The sequence below is a fragment of the Rheinheimera maricola genome (assembly GCF_016918075.2).
GTDB classification, from domain to species: Bacteria; Pseudomonadota; Gammaproteobacteria; order Enterobacterales; family Alteromonadaceae; genus Alishewanella; species Alishewanella maricola_A.
On sequence record NZ_JAERPS020000003.1, the window covers coordinates 526,611 to 547,533 of the forward strand.

A 20,923-nucleotide genomic window follows, 5' to 3' on the forward strand; every position below is an offset into this window, starting at 1 on the left:
GTTTTAGCTAGCCCGGCGGAACAGCCCGCCAGCGGTTTGCCGATAGCGTAGTTTTTCGGGTTTAAAGGTTTCGCGGATAGGTTTCGGCGGTACCTGGGCGCCAGCTGCGGGTTCGCCCTCTTCATTTGCAGCAGCCCATACCAATACACCCGAAACGGCGGTGTCACCATGACGCTGTTTACCGTCGGAGCCCTTGTCGTGCTTGTCGTCCATTTTCGGCTGACCTTTTATCAAGATCACCCGCCGATGATCGGCAACAATGTCCTCAGACTTAGGCAGTGAGATATATCGGGACTCCAGCGCAGCTTTGTATTTAGGGAAGTGTTCGTTGTACCAAGGCAACGACAGCATTACGCACTCAACGCGGTGTGAGCCATATCGTTGTAACGCAGCCTCAGCATGTGACTGGCCGTTACCGCGCGAGTCAAATTTGGCATGAAAAAACAGCGGCACACTGTCCAGAATGTAAAACAGGATCAACTGCTGACAATCAAACGGAATATTGCGCAACTCAAGAATAAACGGGGTGCGCCAATCGAACGGGCCATGTTGCTGTAGCAACCACATTACCGACAAGTCACCAGAGCGACCAAAGTCCTGCCCAAATACGGTTCTAAGCCCAGGCATATTATCAATCAGCGGTTTTAGGTTATCGTCACACCACTGCTTAATATCTTCCAGCCGGTTATTCTGCTCCACAAAGCCATCAGAACGCTCAATACGTAGCACAGGAATACCATCGGCCTGGCAACGTTCAACCAGAATACGGCTGATATAGGCGCCACCGCCTGCAGACGGTATTACGTCCAGCTCTTCAGCCGCGTTATCACCATAAAACGCATACATCTCATCAGCCCAGGCATCTTCAGCTTCCTGCGTCCACGGCTTGCCTGCTTGCTGACAAATACGTTTGTACAGCCCCTGGCGCAGCGCGTCTCTAAAGGTAACCCGGTGTACTGAGTACGGTTTTTTACCTGCCCTACATTCTTTAATAAGGATATTAAACGGGTTATCTTCTCCGTTGTGGGTGCTGATAATCCGTACTTTCCCGCCCCAGATCAGCAGGGCCATAGCGGCTTTAATCAGCCCTTCCAAATCGTCATGGAACGCCGCCTCATCAATAATGACGCAGCCTTGTTTACCCCGTAGGTTACTGGGCCGGGAGCTAAGCGCCGTTACCCTAAAACCACTGGCGAAGTAAACCACATAGGTAAGAATGTCTTTGTTTTCATCCACCAGGATTTCTTCTGTGGCGTCGCCACAGGCCACGTTGTAGGCTTTTGCCCAAGCGGCAACATCACGGATAAACTCCTTGGCCATGTCCTTGTTGTAGCCGATATACCAAACATCCATGCCGCCAGCCGCTTTTTCCGCACAGGCTATAAGCGCGGCATCTGCCGCCTCACCCCAGCTCATGCCTATACGGCGGCTTTTTTCGCTGATTTTTACCGGCGCAGGGTCGTAAATCCAATCGCCCTGGTATGGCAATAGCAGCGCGGCGCTTACGCCCGCTGCGACGGGTGTTTTTTCTGTTTGGATCACAGCCTGGCTCCGGCAATAGCGGCGCGGATAAGCTCAACATTACCGCTACCCACACCGGCTTTCTTGGCGGCAGTAACAGCTGCTTCTGCCGCTGCAGCTTTGGCTTTCATCATAGTGCGCTCTTCAATTTGTTTTTCCAGCACTGCGCTAAAGTTTGCAGTGCGCTGCAAGCGCTGAATACTCAGTACTAAATCGCCCAGGGTTTCAGGATCAATGGGGCTGTCTTCTGTGGCTGCAGCCATGGCATGGGCAGTAGTTTTAAACATGGCGCTCATTAGCATCGACTGCAGTAGCACACCTTGTTCGCCAAGGTTCTCAAGGTTGAGTTGGTTTGCCAGCCCTTTGGCATACTCCTGGCTGCGGCGCATATCGGCCGCCACTTCTTCCATCTTTTTCGCTTCACGCCATACCAGATTTTTAGATATGCGCTCAACCTCGGTATCACCGCTGTACTGCTCCAGCTCGGCATTTACCATGTCAGCTATTTGCTGGCTTGTATAACGCTTGCTGTCAATCAGCTGGTGAAATAGCTGCCTAATATCATCAGGCAGCAAGTCAATTTTTGTGCCCTTTGTCATATCAAGCTCCTGGCCCTGGCCGCTTTACGCCATCTACCCGCGCTTTGCCGGTAGCAACGTCTACACCGCGCTCGGTAATAATGGCCACCAAAGTGCGTTCACCAATTTTCTGCACAGTTACCAGCCCCTGCTCTTCCAGCCAACGCATATGCGTGCGCACGGCATCGCGGCTAATGTTGTGGCCAAAGGTATACAGCACATCGTTTAGAATTGAGTCGTTGGCGCTATAACCTTGGATCTCATTCAGGCTGCGCAAAATGACCAACCGCTGATCAGCTTCAAAAATTGCTCGCATCAATCGCTACTCCTGCGGTTTAATTTGGCTTCCAGCATCAGTGACAACGGACGCTCGATGCGGGTTATAGTTTCTTCCAGGTGTTTACACTGCGCCTCCACTCTCGCTAGCTGTAGCTGCGTTTGCGCTAACAAATCTCGGTTAGGCAAGTTATCTATTAATGCTTCCTGTTTTTCCATGCGCAGCTTGATTTCATTCAGCTCACGGTCTTTGGCATAGGTTTGCTCTATGGTTTGCACCCGGTTATTTAGCGGCGTTAACTGCTCTTGGCTAACAAAACTGCGGCGCATTAACACGCCACCTATCGCCATAGCACCCATAAAAATAAAGCTCAGCACTGGCCACCACTCTAAAAACCAGCTCTTAGGTTCCATTGGCGTCTCTCCGTTGTTCGTTTTCTAAGTAATCGATAAGTCCGTTCAGCTGGGCTTCTATGGCCAAGCACCGCGCACCATAACCGGCAACGTGTTGCAGGATGTCGGCTTGCGCAACGCCGCTGGGTCGCAGCTTGTCGTTTTCGGTTGTAGTGGTTGGGGCGGTGTTGGTCGCACTATCAGTTCGCTGGGTATCACCAGTGGCAGAACTGGCGGGCATGGTGTCACCACCAACTGCTGTGGTTGCTCCGATGGCATTGTTGTACAGCCCAACAAAACCAGTGGTAAAGATGCAAGCAGGCAAAAGCTCAGGCTGGGCAGCCGGCCCAGCACGGTAATGCGTCGTGACATAGTCAATTTCCTTTTCAAGGTTGGCCGCGCGTTGCGCCAAGGCATGTTTTTCAGCACGTATGGCGGCATTCGCGTTATTGGCGGTAGTTAACTTGCGGGTAAATTCGGCTTCAAGCTGGCGTTGCTGCTTTGCCAGGGCGACATTTAGCGCAGTTACTTGCTTCGCTTCAGCTGCAGCAAAACCGGCCTGATAGCTGGCGGTTTTCATGGCATCAAGCTGTGCCAACGAAATGTTTACGCCGGCATATGCCACCAGTATTATGGCCAACCCACCCAGAATATAGGGTGCAAATTGCTTAAAAGGCATAACACGCCCCTGGGCCCCAGCCGGCTTTTACATACATTGGCTGCCAGCGTTTTAAAATCACATTAACGTAGTGGCGGTTCTCAGTAATGCTGGCCGGTGAGCGACCAGCATTAAACGGTTCAACAGACGTGTACACCAGCCCATCAGCCCCCGAAGCTGACGCCAGCGCCTGGTCACGTTGCACCCAACCAAGGCCACCGTTATACGCAGATAACGTAAAGGCCAACCTGTTACAGCCGTCTGCTGCCGTAATACGTTTATATAACCAGGCGTTGTACATTACCTGGGCCCGCATCGCCCAGGCAGGGTTGTAAGGCTGTGCAACAGTTAAATCGCGCGGGTTAATACTGGCAAACCATTCGCTGGTTGCCGGCATAAACTGCGCCAAGCCCTCGGCCCCAACGGGCGACCTGGCTCCGACATGCCAGCGGCTTTCCTGGTGAATTTGTGCGGCGAACGTAGCCACTGGGGCATCTAACCCCCAATACGCATGAGCAGTTCGGGTTAAGGTGCGCTGGTGGGCTTTGGCGGCCTCAGGTACTGCTGCACAGGCATGGCGCGTTGAAAGCAATACGACTACCCAAAAAAACAAAAATACTGCTATCAACCAGACAAAAATAAAAAGTGGTAATGGCGTACGCGATTTAAACATTGCTATAACCCTAGCGTTAAGCCAAGCACACAGGCAAGTACAATCAGCGCCCGGCGCAGCATGGCTAAGCCACGGGGAACAAGGTCTTCACCGGTTTCTGCGTAAGTATGCGGCCTGTCATACGGATACAACGCCCGGTCAAGCCAGTAACCCAGCACAGCGGCCAGCGACACCAACGCCACTTTGTACAACACCAGCGGCATCTGATGCGGACTAAAAAACGCAATGGCGGCAATAAGCGCCAGCGACAGGATAATCCAGGTAAATAAACGGGGTAATTGAAGTGTTGGCATAAGCACCTAGCTGCAGTAATAAGTTACTCGCAGCTTAGGTGTTGTGGGAGTTGCGCTAAATTAAAGGGTTTTAGGAAAAATTAGTGGTTTAAACCCAGATCACTGTAAATCATATCTAAGGCATCGTGAGAACCTGCAAACGGCCACTTATCAAAAACTTCATGCGGTGAACGGCTTACTAACCAATAAGCCAGAATTGTTATCGGCTGAGCCCAAAATGGATCTGAGACTGCTCTCTCCTTTATTCTACTTGCTATGTAGCTCTTTCTGGTTAGTAAATCATTTATTTCTAAAAGGGTATCCTGCCCCTGCAGCTCTTCGTCAAACTCATCAAGTATGATCATGTTAAGCTTCTGATCTTTAATCTTAGATGGCGAAATTTTTGCATCATAAAGCTCGGATAACTGCTCAAGCAGTTCTCCCCGCTCTCTATTCTCTTCAGCTAAAATTTCCATGGTCTCACAAAATAGATGGTCAGCAGTATCAATAAGCGCAGCACTGCTGGCAATATATCGCCGTGCTTTAACAGGGGCCGGCCACGTACTTTTGTAAATACTATCATGAGCTACCTCGGCATAAGCATGCTGCATCAACGTCCTAATTTGCAACTCACAGCATAGTCCTTCTGGAACACTCACTCCATCTATTATAACGCCGGCTTTAGCACGAAGCTCATAATGTAATGACTGATAATCGAATTTTTCTGGGCTTTGAGCGACCTCCTCTTCAGGATCTCGCGCTAGTTGAACATCCCAGTGACCGTTGCTAGATAGTAAACTGGCAACAACTTTTAAATCTTTGGACAAAAGCACAACAATTCTGGCCCCAACCAAATCTGTCATTTCTGCAATAGGGTCTTTGTAACCTTTACGGGCAATTTTCCCTATTGCAGAGCTCACATCCTTTACCCGGCACGAAGACATCTGTGTCTTAACGCCTGCATGCGACGCCAAATTAAGCATCGAACTGACTACAAAACCTCCCCATACCTCCAATACCGAAGCATTGTCACTCAGCCATGTATTGAAAGCCGTTAACATAGTCATTCCCGTGTTTGTACCCCACCTTTAATTTGAACCGTTGTATAGCCATCGCTCTGCTGACCTATGATTACTAACTCATTCAAACTGGCATCAGCAGGAGCCTGAATTTTTACTCCACTGCTAAACATAAAATTACGTGGACGCCTTAGCTTTGCTTTTATGTACTCAACATCCTTAACAACAGCACTGTCAGGTACTCCTTTTTCTAGCATTGTTTTTATGTAGTCAGCTCTATGCTCTGGTTCGAAATGTGTATCTGCAAACTCTTTTAGTTGAATAGTAGCATTTTGGCTTCTCAGTTCTGACCTGAGAGCTTCTCGCAAATCATACTTGTCCCCGTCATCAATCGGCATTGCATCGATATACAACTTTGTTTCTTCGTAAAATAGTCTCGTCTGAAACTTAGATGATCCGGTTATACTCATACCTAAAAAAGTATCATAGAAATATGCCGCTGCAGGTTTAGTTTCAGTTGCAGTAAGTAGATGGTCAAATAAAAAAGCTCTGTAATTTGCTGGCAGGAATCCTCCACCATCGACCGGCTTTTGATATTGGTTCTCGATCAGAATGCCGATTTTGTACAATCTTTGAGTCTGTGACAGAAGCATTTTCTTTATTAGTTTTAGGGTGATTTTTCCGTTAACTTCTTCAACATCAAACCCCTTGTCCGTTTCTGCTTTAAGCGCTGCTAAAAATGGCTGTTGTGATTCCCCGACTTTACCGTTAAAGATGATTAGCACCCCGCCAGGCCACTTTGGATTAGTTTGCGCATCTGCCAGGCTTTTAGCTATCTCTTTTGAGAAGTGTTTGAAGTCATCGTCTGATGCGTGAATACTTGCAGCCGCTCTTTGCATAAACGAATTTGTGTCGCTTTTAACAACTTGCACTTCCAAACCATGGGAGGAGCTGCCAAGTGCAGCCGTAACTCTTAACTGAATAAGATCTTTTGCATCGCCTGATAATGGAATTAGTTCATTTGTCAGGTTAGGTGGTACCAACGCTTTATCTTTGCCTCTTGCGAAAATTGTGTGGGCTATAAGGCGTTCTATAGTTAGCCCTTCAAATTTATACTGGTCCATTAAGAACTCCTATTTTCTTTTCGTCAGCTTATGCAAGTTATCGTTAATTGTTGAGACGGCCAGCGCGAACGCTAAAACCAAGAAGCTACTAACACCAATCCCGACACCGACAGCCACCGCGCCTTCCTTCGCTAAAAAAATGCCACCACCAATACTTAGCAAGCTATATACCCAGGCGACAACACGCAGAAAATCTGAAGAGCCTGGCGTTGCCTCCGAGCTATGGCTTGATGGAGCAACGCCGCGTAATGCGTTTTGCAATAACTCCATTAACTTTTGCAGGTGTTGTTGTGTAGCAACTTCATTTTTTACAAGGTAGCGAACTTCGTTACATGTCAGACCAAAGTGCTCGTCGCTCACGACAGATAGCTCGCATTTTGTCAGTCTGATATTCACTGTTCCGTTAGTAAGCTGGTCATCAACTAGCACGTAAGTATTGCTACCAGGCAAAATGTCACTGTCTATTTCAATCTGCAACCCCTGCCAAACTCTACCTTCCTCTTGCAATTTGGAGAGGTCTTTATAGCCAATTTCATATTCAGAGCATTGCGTAATAACATTGCCATCAAAATCGAGGAAACGGACTTCTTTTTCTGAAATGCCCCACTGCAACTCATATTGCCAGGGATAAAGAACCTTGCCTTTTGACCTGTTAACTAACAACCCACCACTAATGATCCAGCTCATAAACTACTACTCCACATCAGCCAAAACGCGCAGATTGCGCATCTGTTGAACGGCGTGCCGCATCATGAACATAGCTGTTATCCACAATGCTAAAAATATCGCCATAAACACCACCCCATCATGCGCGGCGGTATAAAAGTCTCGAATGTATATCAGTACCATCAGCACTGAGAATTCAATAACTAACGTCAGTTTTAAAAATATAAGCAGCTTTATCCAATTCGCCCGGTCTGCTGCGTTATAGGGGGCTTCTAGAATTTTGCTCATCACATAGTAACTGGCACCTCCCAGCGTCACGACCAGAGTGAACATAACAAAGGACACAAACAAATCATCCAAACCAATAAGATAAAGCGATTGCCCTGGACTAGATGGCCAGGTAGACACATAAGCAAAAAACCAGAGAAAAAAACAGGAGGCAAGTGCCCAGATTGATGCTGCGGCATATTTAATCATAAGAGTTCCTTTCTTATAGTACAGCTTCGACCATGCCAAGCTTATTGGTTATTTTCAATACAAAAATGCCAATAAAGTACAATATTTAAGCAGAAACACTGAAATATCATCTTTTTGTCAGAAAAAAACAAATAGTCTCAAGTAGTCGGGATCTGGCATTGGTGTATGTTGTGATAGAGTTTTGGTGTTCCAAATACAGGAGAGAGCAATGAGCATTGAAAGTATCGGCGGGAATGTTTACCAGCCACAAACTCAGCAAAGTGCCACCTCAACACAATTGGGTAACGGCAATGGTAATGGGCCGCCGGCTATTACGCCAGCAAGTCCTTCCGACACAGTATCAATATCTGCAGAAGCAGCCGCACTACTGGAGGCTGAAGAAGGCGCGCCTATACAACCGCTTGGCAGTGGAAATGGGAATGATCCACCGGCCCAAACAATGGGTAGCGGCAGCGGTAACGATTTTCCGGTAAAGACCTAGTTCATTCTGAGATGATGTAATGGAATACTCGAAGTTCCTGTATGAATTTAATAACCACATTGGGTTAGCGTATTTTATCGCTGTACTTGTGGTTTATGGCATAAAGCTTGGTACCAGATCGTATTATATAGCCGCTGTTGTGACCATCATCGTCAATTTGGTAATGATGGTTATAGAGCCCAAACTGGTTGCTTTAGTAGAAAATCACCCGCTGCTCGTTAAGCATGCGTGGTACCCGACCTGGGCTATATGTAACATTTTAAGCGCTATTACCATATACAAGATCCATTCTCATGAGCGTATCAAGATAGACTTTGTAGCAATGAGCTGCTTGTTGAGTATGGTTGCTATGTGTATTGTGCAAAGCCTGCGATATATGGATATGGTAGTGTTTGAATTTAACCTGATGGGCTCTGCTTTTAGAGTAATCGTAAATACTGTAAACGTTGGTTATTTAGCATTTTTAATGACCCCGCTGTTTTCTGCAGTAAAAGAGAAAATACGAAAGGCTATAGTATGATAACAACACTTATCGTAGCAGCCTTAATAGCTGTTTGTTTGAGTGGCTTATGGGTTTTGAGCAAGGCCCGTAGCCACAACCAACTTTCACTGCCGCCGGCGTTAAACATTGAGGCCAGCTTCGGTGAAAAGGTTAAGGCACTTGCCGCCTGGCGAGATGAAATTGATGCCATGGCTCCCAGCTACGAAAAAATGCAGGCCAAGGAACTGTGGCTCAAAGAGCTGGATGCACTGCTAACTAACGCGTCGCCCTATCAGCATCAAGAACTAAACAATATTATTCAATTTAAGCGTTAACCTATTTTTTTATCGCGCTCTTCTGCCGGTCTTGCACTGTTTTTCGCTCCAGAAACTTTGGCTAGATTTCTCATATACAAACTCAATAGAAATTCATAAGTTTGCCTGCTGTCGATCTCAATAGCTCCAAGTGACTTAGCATCGGATAACCATTCGTGCATTGCATCTTCAACTTCTTTTTTTGAGTAGTAGCTATCTGGCTGCGGCTCTCTCTCACCAGTAACAACATAGTTAATGTTAAAACCTAGCAACGCACATTGAGCAAGCTTATCGCTCGGAATCGGTGCGTCATCATTCTCCCAGCGGGATATTGTTCTACGTGTAACGTCTATTTTCTCAGCTAAATCTGCCTGCTGTATTGCTAAACGCTCACGCTCCTCCCTGAAACGAGACATATTTTTCTCATTAAATGTTGATTATGAGAAATATATGTCCCATAATCGTTCTGCACTAACACCAAAGCAGCGTTGCACCGCTGCTTAACCATACCTAACTATAAACAGAGGTTATCTTATGGAAGCCGAAGCCATTAAACAAGCCTTACACGACAAGGGTTTTACCTTTGCCATGATTGGTGAGGCATTAAGCATCAACTCCAATGTAGTAAGCGGTGTTTGTTACCGCCGTACCACGTCTAAACAAGTTGCCGAAGCCGTAGCCAAAGCGCTTGGCAAACCTGTTACCGATGTATTCCCCGACGTTGAAAGCTACCAGCGTGCCCGCTTACCCCGTGGGCGTGACCGGGCAGCCAAACAAGCCGAACTATTGCAATTACTGGCGTCGTAAGGCGCAAACAGCCATTGCATTAGCGCGTCGTTTAATTTCAGGGAACTGCACGGAGCAGGTTTATGTTCAGCACAATAACGAACCCAGTTAAGAAGCTGCCCCAGGGCTGCGTCTTCAGCATAAAGCAACACCCCAACCCACCAGCTGCGGCTGCCGGGGCTAAGCAACAACAAGGCGTCAACCAAAGCGCGTACCTGGCCAATATCAACTTTCTCGGTTGGCCGCCATTCTGTTACACCGGCTACACCCAGCCAGCAGAGCAATTGTTCAGTTACTTCCAAACGGTACGCGTCTGGTTGGATAGTCGTAATTTTATCTCGTTGCATAGTGATCATTGCCTCGCTTTTGATGGAACCAGTGTGGGCGGCAGAGCCATTCCAGTCCACCAGATCTTTTGGAAGAACTTCAGCTGGGGGGCATTCTAATGAGCCGCAGAAATTGGAATAACCTGGTTGCCCGCTCGCTTACCGAAAGCCTGCAGCTATGCAAAGAGTTTGCTATGGCCAATAAGCAAATGAGTGTACCGCGCATTGCCGACCGTATTGGCACCTCGCCAGACATGCTTTACAAGCACCTGGGCGCGGCCAGCATGCCAGCAGTAATGCTTATACCGTACATGGAAGCCACGCACCGTATTTACCCACTGCAGTACATGGCCCACAGCCTGAACCATTTACTGGTACCCATGCCACGCGGCCGTAAAGCAGCACACAGAACGCTGATTCAGTTAAGCCAGTTTTGTAATGCCGTTATGGGCCAGTTACTAGCGCTGCAAAGCGGCGAATGCCAACCGCAAGACGTTACCGACCAGCTAACCCTGCTAATGGAGAACCTGGCCTACCACCGGCTAGAGGCACAAAAGCATGACCAACCCGAACTGGATCTATTCCCGGAGCGCGCCGATGTCTGACAAACCACAAACGGATCAATACGGCTTCCCGCTGAATACCTCGGTTATTGGCCAGCAGCCAGGTATAGAAATAAGCCCGCAAATGGCCGCATTGTTTCAGCAGTTACAGCCTATTCCACCACATGAGCAACGCGGCCTATGGGCACAGGAACAGGCGCAACGGCTTGGAGTATCGGTTGACACCATCTACCGCGTTTTAGCGGTGCACGGTGTAAAAGCCGCGCGCCAAACTGTTAAAAGACTTTGCATCCTTGATGTTGATTCACTCGACCCCGAACAAATGCGCCGGATAATCAAGCACGTTATACGGGAACAACGCCTGCAACAGAAACACAGCCTGATCAAGCCCGATAGCCTGCCGTTTGGCGACCTGGCCATTGACGATCCAAACAACGCGCCACGCCCTGCGCCGTCTGCTGGGGTTAGCTGGGAGACCGAGACAGGCCGAGAGCGTGCTTCTGGCGTCACTAGTCTCCATCAGCCACAGGGCGGCACTTTCCATATCGGTGATGCCCGCTTCACCGTGCAGGTAGTAGAGCCATGCTCTGTCCGGCCCCTCAGCGTAGGTGCCAATGCCGCTTTCGAGATCAGCATCAAGTTGCAAATCAATCCGGCAATCGGAGAGTGTCAGGAGAGCATCCATGAATAGCCTCAGTGTTGTTTTGAATGGAATTCTCAACAGCTTATCAGCAGCAGCCGGTATAGCCAACACCGCGCCACAGGAGCAAAAAAATGTCTGACACCAAATACCTTTCAAACCAAATCTGCCGCGTACTGCGCCTGCAAAAGGTACTGGCCGGCCATGAAAACACCGGTTTAACCATTAGCGAAATTGCCAACAAGATGGATACCACGGCCAGCCAGGTACTGCGCGATTTAGCCAACCTGCAAAATGAAGGTTTTGCCGAGCGCTGCCCCTGGGACGACAACCGCTGGCGGTTGGGTATAGCACTGGCACAGATCAGCAACAAGGTGCGCATAAATCTGGATCAGGCCCAGCTGCAACTGCAGCAAGACATAACTAACTACAGCAAGGTGTTTTAAGGGGCCGCCATGAACTACGAAGCAGAAGAAGCAATGGCAGAAGCTGATGCGGAATTACTCGCAGAAGAAGTGACCATTAAACAAACCAAAGCAGAACAGCGCTGGCAGAACAACCAGGCAAACAAAACACAGGTGCAGCCAATGAGCAGTAATAACCAAGATACCGCGCTAAGCCATGAGCAGCAGAAAGCCGTGATCCAAACCAAAGAAGTGGTAGCATCACTTGACGAAGTAATGCGAGAGATCGGACGAATTGAAGCCTTCGATTTCATGCAGAAACTTGCTAGCGTCAGCAGTTTAAAGCTACTTCTGAAAATAAAGGAAACTAAAGGATTCAAGGGTTTAACCTATAAGGATCAGAGCGGGGATCTGCTAACCGTCAGCAGTTGGGAGGAGTTCTGCGTCAATAAATTACATACTCCCCGCGCTACTATTGATGAGCGGTTACTTAATTTAAACCAACTTGGCGAAGAGTTTTTTGAAGCCAGCCAGAAGATTGGCCTGGGCTACCGTGAATTGCGCAAACTGCGGCAGTTACCGGCCGATCAGCAACAGCTGGTTATTGAAAACGAAGCGGTTGAACTGGGCGATAAAGACGCGCTGCGCGAGTTGATAGACGATTTAAACGCCAAACACCTGCAGGAACTAAAGGCAGCCAAAGGCGAAAAAGCCGAGCTGGAACAGCAGTTAAAAATAGCCCGCCAAATGCGCGACGAAGCCCAAAGCGAAGCCAATAAACACAAAGAAGAACTGGCCAGCCGCAAGTTTAACCCCGACAGCTGGAAGCGTGATGTAAGCCAGGTGGTTACCGATATCGCCACGCTGGAAGGCACCATTTTACAAGCCCTAAATAAACTAGCCACCTTGCGCAACAAAATTGCGGAAAGCGACACCGACGACGTGTTTGCCAAAGACCCAGCCACCTACCACGCCGCCATGGAATATATGTGCGGGGTTATGTATCACACCAGCCGCTGCCTGGCAGAAGACACCGCACTGTTTTGGCAAGACAGCGATTTAATGTTTGCCGCTTACACCGACAAAGCACGCCCCGCACTGGCCGTGCTGGAACAACTGGCCGCCGACGCCAGACAAGGTAGCGAGGAGTAAGCCATGTTGGAACTAAATGCCGAGGCCGCAAATACAGAGCTACTGGTTCGTTATGCTCAGCGTTTAGAGCAGGCCAAACATGGTGAAAAAGGCGCTATTTTGGCCGAGGTAGAAAGCTTTTTAGGCTGGAAAACCGATAAGTTTTACCGCGAGTTGAAAAAAATTGGCTGGAGCAGTGGCAATAAACGCCGCTGTGACGCCGGCAGCACCAGCCTGGCGGATGAGGTTATTGAAAAAGTAGCGGCGCTGTCTGCTATTGGTAACCGTGCCAATGGCAAACAAATTGCCAAAATACCCACTATTCGCAGTGTGCTTAGCCAAAGTGGCGTTAACTTTAACGTTAGCAACAGCCAGCTGCGGGCGGTATTAAAAGACCGTGGCGCCACAGCTAAGCAACTGGCAGCACCTACTGCACCAGTGGGGCTGGCTAGCCTTTACCCAAACCATGTACACCAGACTGACCCGTCACTGTGTTTACTGTACTACCCGCCCGGCGGCAAAGGCCAGATGCAGCGCTACCGTAACGACGACGACTTTTACAAAAACAAACCGCAGAACTTTGAAAAGCACCCCAACCTGCGGGTATGGCGCTATGTACTAACCGACCACGCCAGCGGTGCTATACGGTTTCGGTACTTTGAAGCTGCCGGCGAAAGCACCAAAACCCTGTACGAGTTTTTACTGTGGGCATGGGGGCTGCACAACGACCCTAACTGCCCTATGCGCGGCCTGCCTGAATATTTAATGATGGATAAAGGCAGCGCCAATACCAGCACCCCCATTAAGCGCGCGCTGCGCCAACTGGGTGTAGAGGTATTAGACCATGCCGCCAAGAATGCCCGGGCAAAAGGCCAGGTAGAAAACGCCAACAATCTGGTAGAGCTGTTATTTGAAAGCCGCCTGCTGCTTGAGCCTGTAACCAGCACTGAAGAGCTAAACCAGCGTGCTGAGGCATTTCAAAACGCTTATAACGCTAACCAGCTGCCGGAATATGATGCCAAACATCGCCGCCATAAAATGGCGCGCTATGAATGCTGGCTAAAGATAAAGCAGCACCAGAACAAGCTACGCGAACTGCCACCCATTGAAGTATGCCAGTGGTTGCTAACCGCTAAACCGGAAACACGCAAAGTTACCGGTATGAAGATTACCGCAGTACACCCGCGCACTAAGCAGCGCCACAGTTACGACTTGACCGGGTTAGTGGGCATTTATGATGGCCTGGAAGTGCTGATCACCCCCATGGTGCTTAGCGACAGCGCTGAAATGCTGGTGTATTGCACCTTTAAAGGTGAGCAGCAGGTACATCAGGTGCAGCCACTTAACCAGAATGAGTACGGCTTTTTTGAAACAGATGCCGTTATTGCGCAAGAGTATAAACAAAAACCTGACACCCACGTTGATGCCGTGCGCAAGCAGGCTCTGCGTACTGCCTACCCCAACATGACAGACGAGGAAATTAAAAAAGCCAAACAGAAAAAAGCAGTACCGATGAATGGCGAACTGGACGCACTTAGCCACCTAATGCACCTGTACACGCCAAGCTATATGCCAGTTGCTGGTGAGCAGGTAAAAACTGATTTTACTGTATCTGCCACAACTAAAACCTTAAGCGGCATAGCCCTTAAAGCCGCTGTACTGGCACAGCTAAACCGTGTGCTAACCCCTGAAGAAAGCGCCTGGCTAAACCAAGCCGGAATCATTAACGAAACAGACCTGACCGCAACGCTGGAACGCATGAGCCGCGAGCTTATTGTGCGCCCTGCGCTGCGCGCGGTTTAAGGAGGCAAACCAATGGCAAAAACCAACGAGCATAAGCAGGTTGTTATAGAGCGTGACTGGAAGATCCGCTTTGGCCGCATGCTCGCTAACAAGGGCTTAAGCCAGGCGCTGGTGGTGGACTGGATACGTGATCACTGCAATGTGCAGATCAGTACCGCCACACTAAACCTGATTATAAAACACAGCCAGTGGCCAAAGAAAAAGCAGGAAGACATACACAACGCCCTGCAGCGCTTTGCGGTTGAAAACGGCCTGGTGTCGGCCACACAGGCGCACCTGATTTTTCTGGATGACCCCAGCGAAAAAGCCATTACTGCAGGTGCGCAGTGGCGGGCGCTGTTTAAAGCCAGAGATTACCAGGAGCAATTTGAAGAAGACCTTAACGGACGTGTTTTAACCCAATTACCGGAGCCAGAAATGCTAACCCAACAAACTAAAAAATTCTTCGGGCTGTTTAATGACCCGTTTGAAAACGAAATTTACGGCATGGATCAGGTGTACCTGAGCCAAAGCCACCGCTACGCAGTTGAACACATGCTACAGGCCGCACGCATGGGCAGCATGCTGTGTATTTATGCCGAGTGCGGTGCAGGTAAAACGACAATACGCCGCGTGTTTAACGAGAAAGTTAACGCAGAATATCCTGAGGTTCGCATTATTGAACCGGCCCGCATAGACCGGCGTGAAATTGGTGCCAACACCATATCTGAAGCCATTATGCGCGAGCTACAGATAACCAAACGGCCACGCAGCTCAGAAGACCGCGACGCCATTATCCGCAAGGTACTTACCGACAGCTACAAAGCGGGCAACCGCCATGTGCTGGTGGTAGATGAGGCACATGATTTACCCGACGAAGTAATAAAGCAGCTAAAGCGTATTTGGGAGCTGGCAGACGGCTTTACCAAGTTTATTGGCATTATCCTGATTGGCCAAAACGAGATGGAGAAGAAGCTTAAAAACCACTTCATCCGTGAATTTACTTACCGCGCCACCCAACTGGTTATAGAGCCGCTGGGCAATGAGCTGCGCGACTATGTAGCGCTAAAGCTGAAGTCTGCCCATAAAAACCCGGCAGAACTGCTAACCGACGATGCCTACACCGCTATGCAAACGCTGTTAACCGGTACCCGTCGCTTTGGCGCCAACACTGGCCGCGCGGATGAAATGGTGGATATGAGCTACCCGCTTAACGTTAACACGTTGATGAAAAACGCGCTGAATTTAGCCGCCAGCCTGGGTGAAGCCAAAATTAGCGGCGAACTGGTTATGCAGATTAGGAGGGGCGCATGAACTTGCTGAAATTTGCAGATTTACGCGCTGCGGTGGTGTGCCTGCCAAGCGACAAGTTTGCCCTGGTAGCCACCGTAGCGGCTGACACCGCCATTAGAGTGGCTGGCCTACCTGATGGTGTATTTCCAAATACGGATGACACAGCCCTTATTTGGGACGCATGGCTTTTAAACGGCATGCGGCCTTTGACTGAAACAGAAGTAACCAACTTACTCACCGAGGTAGCAGCATGAAAACAGAACACGATACTCCACCAGGCTGGAAGATGGATGGCGAAGGCCGGCTGGTAAAAGAAGCAAATATTAGCGAGCAGCATTTGGAGGAAGATGCGCTGGTTAACCAGTTTATGGCGCAGGCCACTGCGGTGCATGCCGCCATGCAACAACTGAAAACTGCGCTAACACAAACTTCTGATGCCTTTATCGCGAAGTTGGTAAAGGAATATGGCGTTAAACGGCTGGAAAAAATTAAAGGTAACGTGGACTTTTTCAGCTTTAACCGCCAATACCGCATTAGCCGCCGGGTGCAGGACACCATTAAGGTAAATGCCCGCATTGAAGCCGCCCGCCAGCTGTTTGACCAATACATTAACGTGGTAACGCAAGACCTGGCAGACGATGGCGTGAAGGTGTTGATTAACCGGGCATTTAAACCTGCAAAGACCAATGAATTCAGCGTAAGCAAGCTGGTGCAGTTGCTGAATGTGGAAATTAACCACCCACTGTTTCGCCAGGCAGTAGAGGCGCTACGTGACGCGCTGGAAACCGACACCAGCTGTGTTTATTACAACTTTTACCAGCGCAACCCGCAAGGCGTGTACGAGCTGTTAAGCCTGCGCTTTAGTGACGTACCAGCGCTACCGGCATTGCCGGTACCAGAGCAGGCAAAGGCAGGTTAACCATGGCCTACCAGGTGTTAGTGAACGGCGCTTTGCTGCTGCAAACGCCTGACAACGAGCATGCAAAGCAGTGTTACAGCAACTCTGTAGCCCGCTACCCCGCGCACGATGTGAAGTTAGTAGAAGTAACCGTGCTGAGCAACCGCCCGGCACACCAACCCCAAACCATCCATTAAGGACATAAGTATGAACAAAGCAGAGTTAGTAAACGCCGTAGCCGCACAAGCAGATTTACCAAAAGCCCACGCTGAACGCGCGGTAAGTGCATTTTTAGACACCGTAACAGCAGAGCTGAAAAGTGGTAATGCGGTAACCCTTACCGGCTTTGGCCAGTTTACTACCAAGGTTACCCAGCCGCGCACCGGCCGTAACCCGCAAACCGGCGAAACCATGCAAATTGCCGCCAGCATTAAACCGGTTTTTAAGCCAGGCAAGGCGTTAAAAGACGCCGTTAAATAACCCCCCAACTACGGAGGCGGGGCCAAACGGCCCCGACATTACCATGAGTACACCAGAGCAAACCATTTTAGGCATTTTGCGAGACCAGGAAGACCCACTGAATAAGACGGAACTGGAAGACCTCACTGGCTTTACACAAACTGAAGTACTTAAAGCCCTGGGTGAACTTAGCAAACAACATAATATTATTAAAAGCATTGCTGGCTACAAGCTGGCAGCTGAAGGCGCAGCGGCCACCGATGTGGTACCGCAAAGCGACGAATTTCGCCAGTTACTTACGTTCTTTACCCGCCACAATAAAGCGTTTTTACCTAAAGCTATCCGGGAAGAATTAGGCTGGGATAAGCGCAATACCGCTGAAATGCTGAGCAAGTGCAAGCAAATGGGCCTGGTTACACCAAAAAACAATGGTGTGTACTACCTGACACCTGACGGTGTTCAGCACGTTATCAAGCATTACCCTGACGTTGAAGTAAAAGCTTTTGTGCTTGATAAAGCCAAAGAGCAAGCCATGCATTTTCATATTGTGGCGCCGCACGTTAAAGCCGCCAAAGAGCAGCAGAACCAGACCGCAACACAAGCGAGGCTGCAACCACACCCGGCAATTGCTCAGGCCCGCAGTATTTCAGCCGCGCTAAAGCTGGCTGAGTTACCCACCAACAAGCTGCCTCAGTTAACTGAGGTACCGGTAAAAATTCAGGTGCTGGACGAGCTGGCCCTGTGTTTTGGTAACGATGTGCAAATTCAGCTACAGCAGTTAAGTGGCTTTTTACGGGAGTATGCCCGTGGATAAGCAGCCTTTTCATAACAAAAAGCAACTGATCCAGCTGCTGCACATTGCCCGCGCCAATCTGAATATGGACGAGCACCTATACCGGCAAAACCTGCAGGCGTGGTGCGGTAAAACAAGTTCTAAAGATATGTCTGTACCAGAGCTGGAAAAAGCAATGGCCGGCATGAAACGCCTGGGGTTTACACCGGTACCCAAAGCTAAAGACAAATCAGCTAAAAAGCCACTTCAGCAGGATCAGCTTAAAAAGCTGGGCCAGGTGTGGACGCAAATGGCCGCCCAGGGGCTGATAAACAACGCAGGCTATACCGCATTGGAGCAGTGGGCCATTGAGCAAAGCCGGCACTTAAACAATGGTGCCGCCATTCAAAAGTTGGAATGGATGGCAGATATTGCCGGGCCCTTAATTGAGCAACTAAAGCGCTGGCACCGCCGGTTAATGCTCAAACAACTTGGCGAGCCGCATTCCAAAGCCAGTTATAACGACGTACTGCGCTGGTACCAACAGCAATTTGACTGTAACGAGGGGGCATAGACCATGGCTAAGCCGGACGAAAAGCTAGCAACATTCCTGGCTGAACTTTTTGCTCAAACTGCAATGCTGCTTAAACAAGAGCTCAAGCTGGGTGACGAACAGGCTGAAGCAATAGGTTACAAACTGGCTGACACTATCCGGCAAACCCATGGCGGCGGCAATATCTACGTTCCGAAAGGGGTTAGCATGGATAGAGCACTAAAGCAGCACGGCATTATTAAAGACTTTCGCGGCTCTAATCATGCCGAACTGGCCAAAAAATATGATTGCAGCGATGTCTATGTGTATCAGGTCATGCGCGCTTATACCCTCGCCACCCGCAAAACACTACAACCAGGACTCTTCGCAGATGATGAAAACAACTAAAGCCTATGAGCTACACCGCTTGTCTGTAGTGAAAAGCATGCTAGCAGAGCAGCTACACCAGGCAGAGACTGAACAAGAACGCGACGCCCTGAAGCTTCAATTAGACCAAGCTAACGAAGACCTGCGCAAACTGCATAGCCCCAATGGCGACCCGGTAGTAAGTGAACACGCCATAATCAGATGGTTAGAACGGGTTAAAGGCATAGACCTAAACGAAATACGGGCAGAAATACTCGATGGCCGCAGCAATCAGATCCGCCAGCTGGGCAGCTGTAACTTCAAACTGCCCAACGGCATGAAAATGGTTGTACGTGGGCATGTGGTGGTAACCATTCTTGATAAACAGCAGCAGACTGGAGAGGCAAAATGAGCAAAATCCTGGATAAAATCAAAAAACTGCTGGCGTTGGCAAAAAGCAGCAACGAGCATGAAGCCGCAAACGCGCTGCGCCGTGCACAAAAGCTGATGCAGGAACATAAGCTAACCGCTGAAGATGTGTCGTTATCTGAAGTTGAGCAACGGGAAATAAAGCGGGCTAATGCGGCAGAAAAACAACCTTTGTGGGCAAATTTACTGACCGGATGCATTACAAATGCATTCGGGCTGGACGCCATACTGTCTTGGAACCGCAATGTAGGCGCTACTGTGATATTCATTGGCCCAGCCGACCGTGTAGAAATTGGCACATACTGCTACGAAGTACTGGCCCCCCAGCTGGTTAAAGCCCGCAGAAACTATCTGAACAAGCTGAGCAAGCGGCTGAAGCTAACCACCAAGACAAACCGCGCAGATCTATTTGCCGAGGGCTGGATCAGCGCCGTTCGCCGCCAGGTACATGCACTGGTACCCACTGAAGAAGAACAGAACCTGATCCAGCTGTACAAGGAAAAACACTTCCCCAAATTGCACAAAACTGAAGTGCGCTCTGCTGAGCAAAAACGGCGCGATTTAGATGCATACTACGAAGGCCACGGCGCTGGCCGCAATGTGCGGCTGAATGCCGGCGTAAATGGAGCTGAGCAAGGCAAGCTGGGGAGTAGTGTATGAGTACATCAGTAACAGTTAAAACCAAGCTGTATTGCGGCAGTTACTGCACAAATACTGTTAACGGGCAGAAAGCTTCTAATACTATCTCAGCAGAGTTTGCAGTAAAGGCTCTGGGGAATAAGCTATTTCCAAGCCACTCGTTCAAGGTTGAATGCTCGGAAAATAACACCTGGACAATTACCGTCACCAGCACTCCACTCGATACAGCAGAGCGGCTAATCATCAGCGAGGTTGGGGATTTTGCTGCTTCATTACCGCATCCGGATTTCATGCCATCAGCCCCACAAATGCAGGATGAGCTTGTAGCAAGAATAAGGCGAGTTTTCACTGACATCAAACAGCAAAAAGCCCAGTAACCTGGGCTTTTTGTTATCATCTCTACACAAGCTGAACGGAGAAAAATATGAATAGAAACTTTGTAAAGAACTTAGATCAAGAAACGCTTTTGCAACTAAACAAACGGATTAGGGATGCTGGCTACGGGCAATCTGTAGCTATTGCTGAATGGCTTACTTCTAAAGGCCATATCGCAACTAAATCAGGCGTACACCGGTATTCTGTCAAACTAAAACTTACCGACGGCATCACGGCCCCTAGTGGTTCATTTGATGCAATAATTGCGGCTTCTGGCGACGGCGGCCCTAAAACTGAGGCGTTAAGTTCGCTGTTTGAGCAGTTGGGGAAGCTTGAGTATCAAAAAGCTGAGTTACTACAGAAGATTTCGCGCCTAACAGGACAGTCGAACTAAATTTTTATCGGCCGCCTAAATTTCATATCCTGAAACATTATTTATTATGCTGGTATACGCTATCCCATCGGGGTATACCAGGCCACACAACTTTTCGCAGATCCACTGGTATATTTTTCTTACTCACTAACATATATTTTTCTTACTCACTAACACAATACAAATAAAAAAACCCTTCGTTTTCACGAAGGGTTTGTTTAA

Annotated in this window: 34 protein-coding genes; 22 read left to right on the plus strand and 12 right to left on the minus strand. The window is 49.0% G+C overall.

Annotation, left to right across the window (positions count from 1 at the left end):
- Window positions 1-3: 3 nt before the first annotated feature.
- The 11 genes from I4W93_RS11155 to I4W93_RS11205 form a co-directional block, all read right to left on the minus strand.
- Entirely contained in the window at window positions 4-1,542 is a 1,539-nt protein-coding gene (locus I4W93_RS11155) for a hypothetical protein (RefSeq protein ID WP_205310845.1), read from the minus strand.
- Window positions 1,539-2,120, minus strand: a complete 582-nt coding sequence (locus I4W93_RS11160; RefSeq protein WP_205310844.1) for a phage protein Gp27 family protein — start codon at window positions 2,118-2,120, stop codon at window positions 1,539-1,541. Before I4W93_RS11160 ends, I4W93_RS11155 begins: the two co-directional genes overlap by 4 nt.
- 1 nt (window position 2,121) lies before the next feature.
- The gene (locus I4W93_RS11165; protein ID WP_205310843.1) at window positions 2,122-2,415 is read right to left on the minus strand and encodes a winged helix-turn-helix domain-containing protein; all 294 of its coding nucleotides are present in this window, start codon (window positions 2,413-2,415) and stop codon (window positions 2,122-2,124) included.
- Window positions 2,415-2,789 (minus strand): DUF2730 family protein, encoded by a 375-nt coding sequence (locus tag I4W93_RS11170; RefSeq protein ID WP_205310842.1) that lies wholly within the window; start codon window positions 2,787-2,789, stop codon window positions 2,415-2,417. The genes I4W93_RS11165 and I4W93_RS11170 overlap by 1 nt, the downstream gene beginning before the upstream one ends.
- Window positions 2,779-3,447, minus strand: coding sequence for a hypothetical protein (locus I4W93_RS11175; RefSeq protein WP_205310841.1), 669 nt, complete (start codon window positions 3,445-3,447; stop codon window positions 2,779-2,781). The genes I4W93_RS11170 and I4W93_RS11175 overlap by 11 nt, the downstream gene beginning before the upstream one ends.
- Window positions 3,437-4,099, minus strand: a complete 663-nt coding sequence (locus tag I4W93_RS11180) for a transglycosylase SLT domain-containing protein (RefSeq protein WP_205310840.1) — start codon at window positions 4,097-4,099, stop codon at window positions 3,437-3,439. The genes I4W93_RS11175 and I4W93_RS11180 overlap by 11 nt, the downstream gene beginning before the upstream one ends.
- A gap of 2 nt (window positions 4,100-4,101) precedes the next feature.
- Window positions 4,102-4,392, minus strand: coding sequence for a putative holin (locus I4W93_RS11185; RefSeq protein WP_205310839.1), 291 nt, complete (start codon window positions 4,390-4,392; stop codon window positions 4,102-4,104).
- Between the two features lie 80 nt (window positions 4,393-4,472).
- Window positions 4,473-5,432 carry a GTP pyrophosphokinase gene (locus I4W93_RS11190; RefSeq protein ID WP_205310838.1) on the minus strand — a complete coding sequence of 320 codons (960 nt, stop codon included), beginning with the start codon at window positions 5,430-5,432 and terminating at the stop codon, window positions 4,473-4,475.
- 2 nt (window positions 5,433-5,434) lie between these two features.
- Complete coding sequence (locus I4W93_RS11195) at window positions 5,435-6,514, minus strand: nucleoid-associated protein (protein WP_205310837.1); 1,080 nt, start codon at window positions 6,512-6,514, stop codon at window positions 5,435-5,437.
- Between the two features lie 9 nt (window positions 6,515-6,523).
- Window positions 6,524-7,201 carry a hypothetical protein gene (locus I4W93_RS11200; RefSeq protein WP_205310836.1) on the minus strand — a complete coding sequence of 226 codons (678 nt, stop codon included), beginning with the start codon at window positions 7,199-7,201 and terminating at the stop codon, window positions 6,524-6,526.
- Between the two features lie 6 nt (window positions 7,202-7,207).
- Window positions 7,208-7,657, minus strand: a complete 450-nt coding sequence (locus tag I4W93_RS11205; protein WP_205310835.1) for a hypothetical protein — start codon at window positions 7,655-7,657, stop codon at window positions 7,208-7,210.
- A gap of 208 nt (window positions 7,658-7,865) precedes the next feature.
- Here I4W93_RS11205 and I4W93_RS11210 point away from each other — a divergent pair, with 208 nt between their 5' ends.
- Genes I4W93_RS11210 through I4W93_RS11220 form a run of 3 tightly spaced genes read left to right on the plus strand, consistent with a single transcriptional unit; the run spans window position 7,866 to window position 8,954 of the window.
- On the plus strand, window positions 7,866-8,138 hold the full coding sequence (locus tag I4W93_RS11210) for a hypothetical protein (protein WP_205310834.1): 273 nt from the start codon (window positions 7,866-7,868) through the stop codon (window positions 8,136-8,138).
- Between the two features lie 19 nt (window positions 8,139-8,157).
- The gene (locus tag I4W93_RS11215; protein ID WP_205310833.1) at window positions 8,158-8,658 is read left to right on the plus strand and encodes a hypothetical protein; all 501 of its coding nucleotides are present in this window, start codon (window positions 8,158-8,160) and stop codon (window positions 8,656-8,658) included.
- A complete protein-coding gene (locus I4W93_RS11220) occupies window positions 8,655-8,954 on the plus strand; it encodes a hypothetical protein (RefSeq protein WP_205310832.1) in 300 nt (99 codons plus the stop codon). The genes I4W93_RS11215 and I4W93_RS11220 overlap by 4 nt, the downstream gene beginning before the upstream one ends.
- Here I4W93_RS11220 and I4W93_RS11225 read toward each other — a convergent pair.
- Entirely contained in the window at window positions 8,951-9,349 is a 399-nt protein-coding gene (locus I4W93_RS11225) for a helix-turn-helix domain-containing protein (RefSeq protein ID WP_205310831.1), read from the minus strand. The genes I4W93_RS11220 and I4W93_RS11225 overlap by 4 nt on opposite strands.
- 118 nt (window positions 9,350-9,467) lie before the next feature.
- On the opposite strand from I4W93_RS11225, the gene I4W93_RS11230 reads away from it, so the two are divergent.
- The 19 genes from I4W93_RS11230 to I4W93_RS11320 all read left to right on the plus strand — a co-directional run bounded on the left by I4W93_RS11230 (window position 9,468) and on the right by I4W93_RS11320 (window position 20,722).
- Window positions 9,468-9,740 (plus strand): helix-turn-helix domain-containing protein, encoded by a 273-nt coding sequence (locus I4W93_RS11230; RefSeq protein ID WP_205310830.1) that lies wholly within the window; start codon window positions 9,468-9,470, stop codon window positions 9,738-9,740.
- A 62-nt stretch (window positions 9,741-9,802) separates the two neighbouring features.
- Window positions 9,803-10,165 (plus strand): hypothetical protein, encoded by a 363-nt coding sequence (locus I4W93_RS11235; RefSeq protein ID WP_205310829.1) that lies wholly within the window; start codon window positions 9,803-9,805, stop codon window positions 10,163-10,165.
- Complete coding sequence (locus I4W93_RS11240; RefSeq protein WP_205310828.1) at window positions 10,165-10,650, plus strand: phage regulatory CII family protein; 486 nt, start codon at window positions 10,165-10,167, stop codon at window positions 10,648-10,650. Before I4W93_RS11235 ends, I4W93_RS11240 begins: the two co-directional genes overlap by 1 nt.
- On the plus strand, window positions 10,643-11,299 hold the full coding sequence (locus tag I4W93_RS11245; protein ID WP_205310827.1) for a hypothetical protein: 657 nt from the start codon (window positions 10,643-10,645) through the stop codon (window positions 11,297-11,299). The genes I4W93_RS11240 and I4W93_RS11245 overlap by 8 nt, the downstream gene beginning before the upstream one ends.
- Before the next feature lie 83 nt (window positions 11,300-11,382).
- A complete protein-coding gene (locus I4W93_RS11250) occupies window positions 11,383-11,694 on the plus strand; it encodes a helix-turn-helix domain-containing protein (RefSeq protein WP_205310826.1) in 312 nt (103 codons plus the stop codon).
- Between the two features lie 9 nt (window positions 11,695-11,703).
- Complete coding sequence (locus I4W93_RS11255) at window positions 11,704-12,804, plus strand: hypothetical protein (RefSeq protein WP_205310825.1); 1,101 nt, start codon at window positions 11,704-11,706, stop codon at window positions 12,802-12,804.
- A 3-nt stretch (window positions 12,805-12,807) separates the two neighbouring features.
- Entirely contained in the window at window positions 12,808-14,586 is a 1,779-nt protein-coding gene (locus I4W93_RS11260) for a hypothetical protein (protein ID WP_205310824.1), read from the plus strand.
- A 12-nt stretch (window positions 14,587-14,598) separates the two neighbouring features.
- Complete coding sequence (locus tag I4W93_RS11265; protein WP_205310823.1) at window positions 14,599-15,879, plus strand: ExeA family protein; 1,281 nt, start codon at window positions 14,599-14,601, stop codon at window positions 15,877-15,879.
- Window positions 15,876-16,112, plus strand: a complete 237-nt coding sequence (locus I4W93_RS11270) for a hypothetical protein (protein ID WP_205310822.1) — start codon at window positions 15,876-15,878, stop codon at window positions 16,110-16,112. The genes I4W93_RS11265 and I4W93_RS11270 overlap by 4 nt, the downstream gene beginning before the upstream one ends.
- Window positions 16,109-16,777, plus strand: a complete 669-nt coding sequence (locus I4W93_RS11275; RefSeq protein WP_205310821.1) for a DUF3164 family protein — start codon at window positions 16,109-16,111, stop codon at window positions 16,775-16,777. The genes I4W93_RS11270 and I4W93_RS11275 overlap by 4 nt, the downstream gene beginning before the upstream one ends.
- Window positions 16,778-16,779: 2 nt before the next feature.
- The gene (locus I4W93_RS11280; protein WP_205310820.1) at window positions 16,780-16,953 is read left to right on the plus strand and encodes a hypothetical protein; all 174 of its coding nucleotides are present in this window, start codon (window positions 16,780-16,782) and stop codon (window positions 16,951-16,953) included.
- Window positions 16,954-16,963: 10 nt separating this feature from the next.
- Window positions 16,964-17,236 carry an HU family DNA-binding protein gene (locus I4W93_RS11285; RefSeq protein ID WP_205310819.1) on the plus strand — a complete coding sequence of 91 codons (273 nt, stop codon included), beginning with the start codon at window positions 16,964-16,966 and terminating at the stop codon, window positions 17,234-17,236.
- Window positions 17,237-17,279: 43 nt separating this feature from the next.
- Window positions 17,280-18,029, plus strand: coding sequence for a hypothetical protein (locus I4W93_RS11290; protein ID WP_205310818.1), 750 nt, complete (start codon window positions 17,280-17,282; stop codon window positions 18,027-18,029).
- Window positions 18,022-18,561 (plus strand): phage protein GemA/Gp16 family protein, encoded by a 540-nt coding sequence (locus tag I4W93_RS11295; protein ID WP_205310817.1) that lies wholly within the window; start codon window positions 18,022-18,024, stop codon window positions 18,559-18,561. The genes I4W93_RS11290 and I4W93_RS11295 overlap by 8 nt, the downstream gene beginning before the upstream one ends.
- Window positions 18,562-18,564: 3 nt before the next feature.
- Entirely contained in the window at window positions 18,565-18,927 is a 363-nt protein-coding gene (locus tag I4W93_RS11300; protein WP_205310816.1) for a Mor transcription activator family protein, read from the plus strand.
- A complete protein-coding gene (locus tag I4W93_RS11305; protein WP_205310815.1) occupies window positions 18,911-19,297 on the plus strand; it encodes a hypothetical protein in 387 nt (128 codons plus the stop codon). The genes I4W93_RS11300 and I4W93_RS11305 overlap by 17 nt, the downstream gene beginning before the upstream one ends.
- Entirely contained in the window at window positions 19,294-19,974 is a 681-nt protein-coding gene (locus tag I4W93_RS11310; RefSeq protein ID WP_205310814.1) for a DUF2786 domain-containing protein, read from the plus strand. Before I4W93_RS11305 ends, I4W93_RS11310 begins: the two co-directional genes overlap by 4 nt.
- A complete protein-coding gene (locus I4W93_RS11315; RefSeq protein WP_205310813.1) occupies window positions 19,971-20,330 on the plus strand; it encodes a hypothetical protein in 360 nt (119 codons plus the stop codon). The genes I4W93_RS11310 and I4W93_RS11315 overlap by 4 nt, the downstream gene beginning before the upstream one ends.
- Before the next feature lie 47 nt (window positions 20,331-20,377).
- Window positions 20,378-20,722 (plus strand): DUF3486 family protein, encoded by a 345-nt coding sequence (locus tag I4W93_RS11320; protein WP_205310812.1) that lies wholly within the window; start codon window positions 20,378-20,380, stop codon window positions 20,720-20,722.
- Window positions 20,723-20,923: the final 201 nt, after the last annotated feature.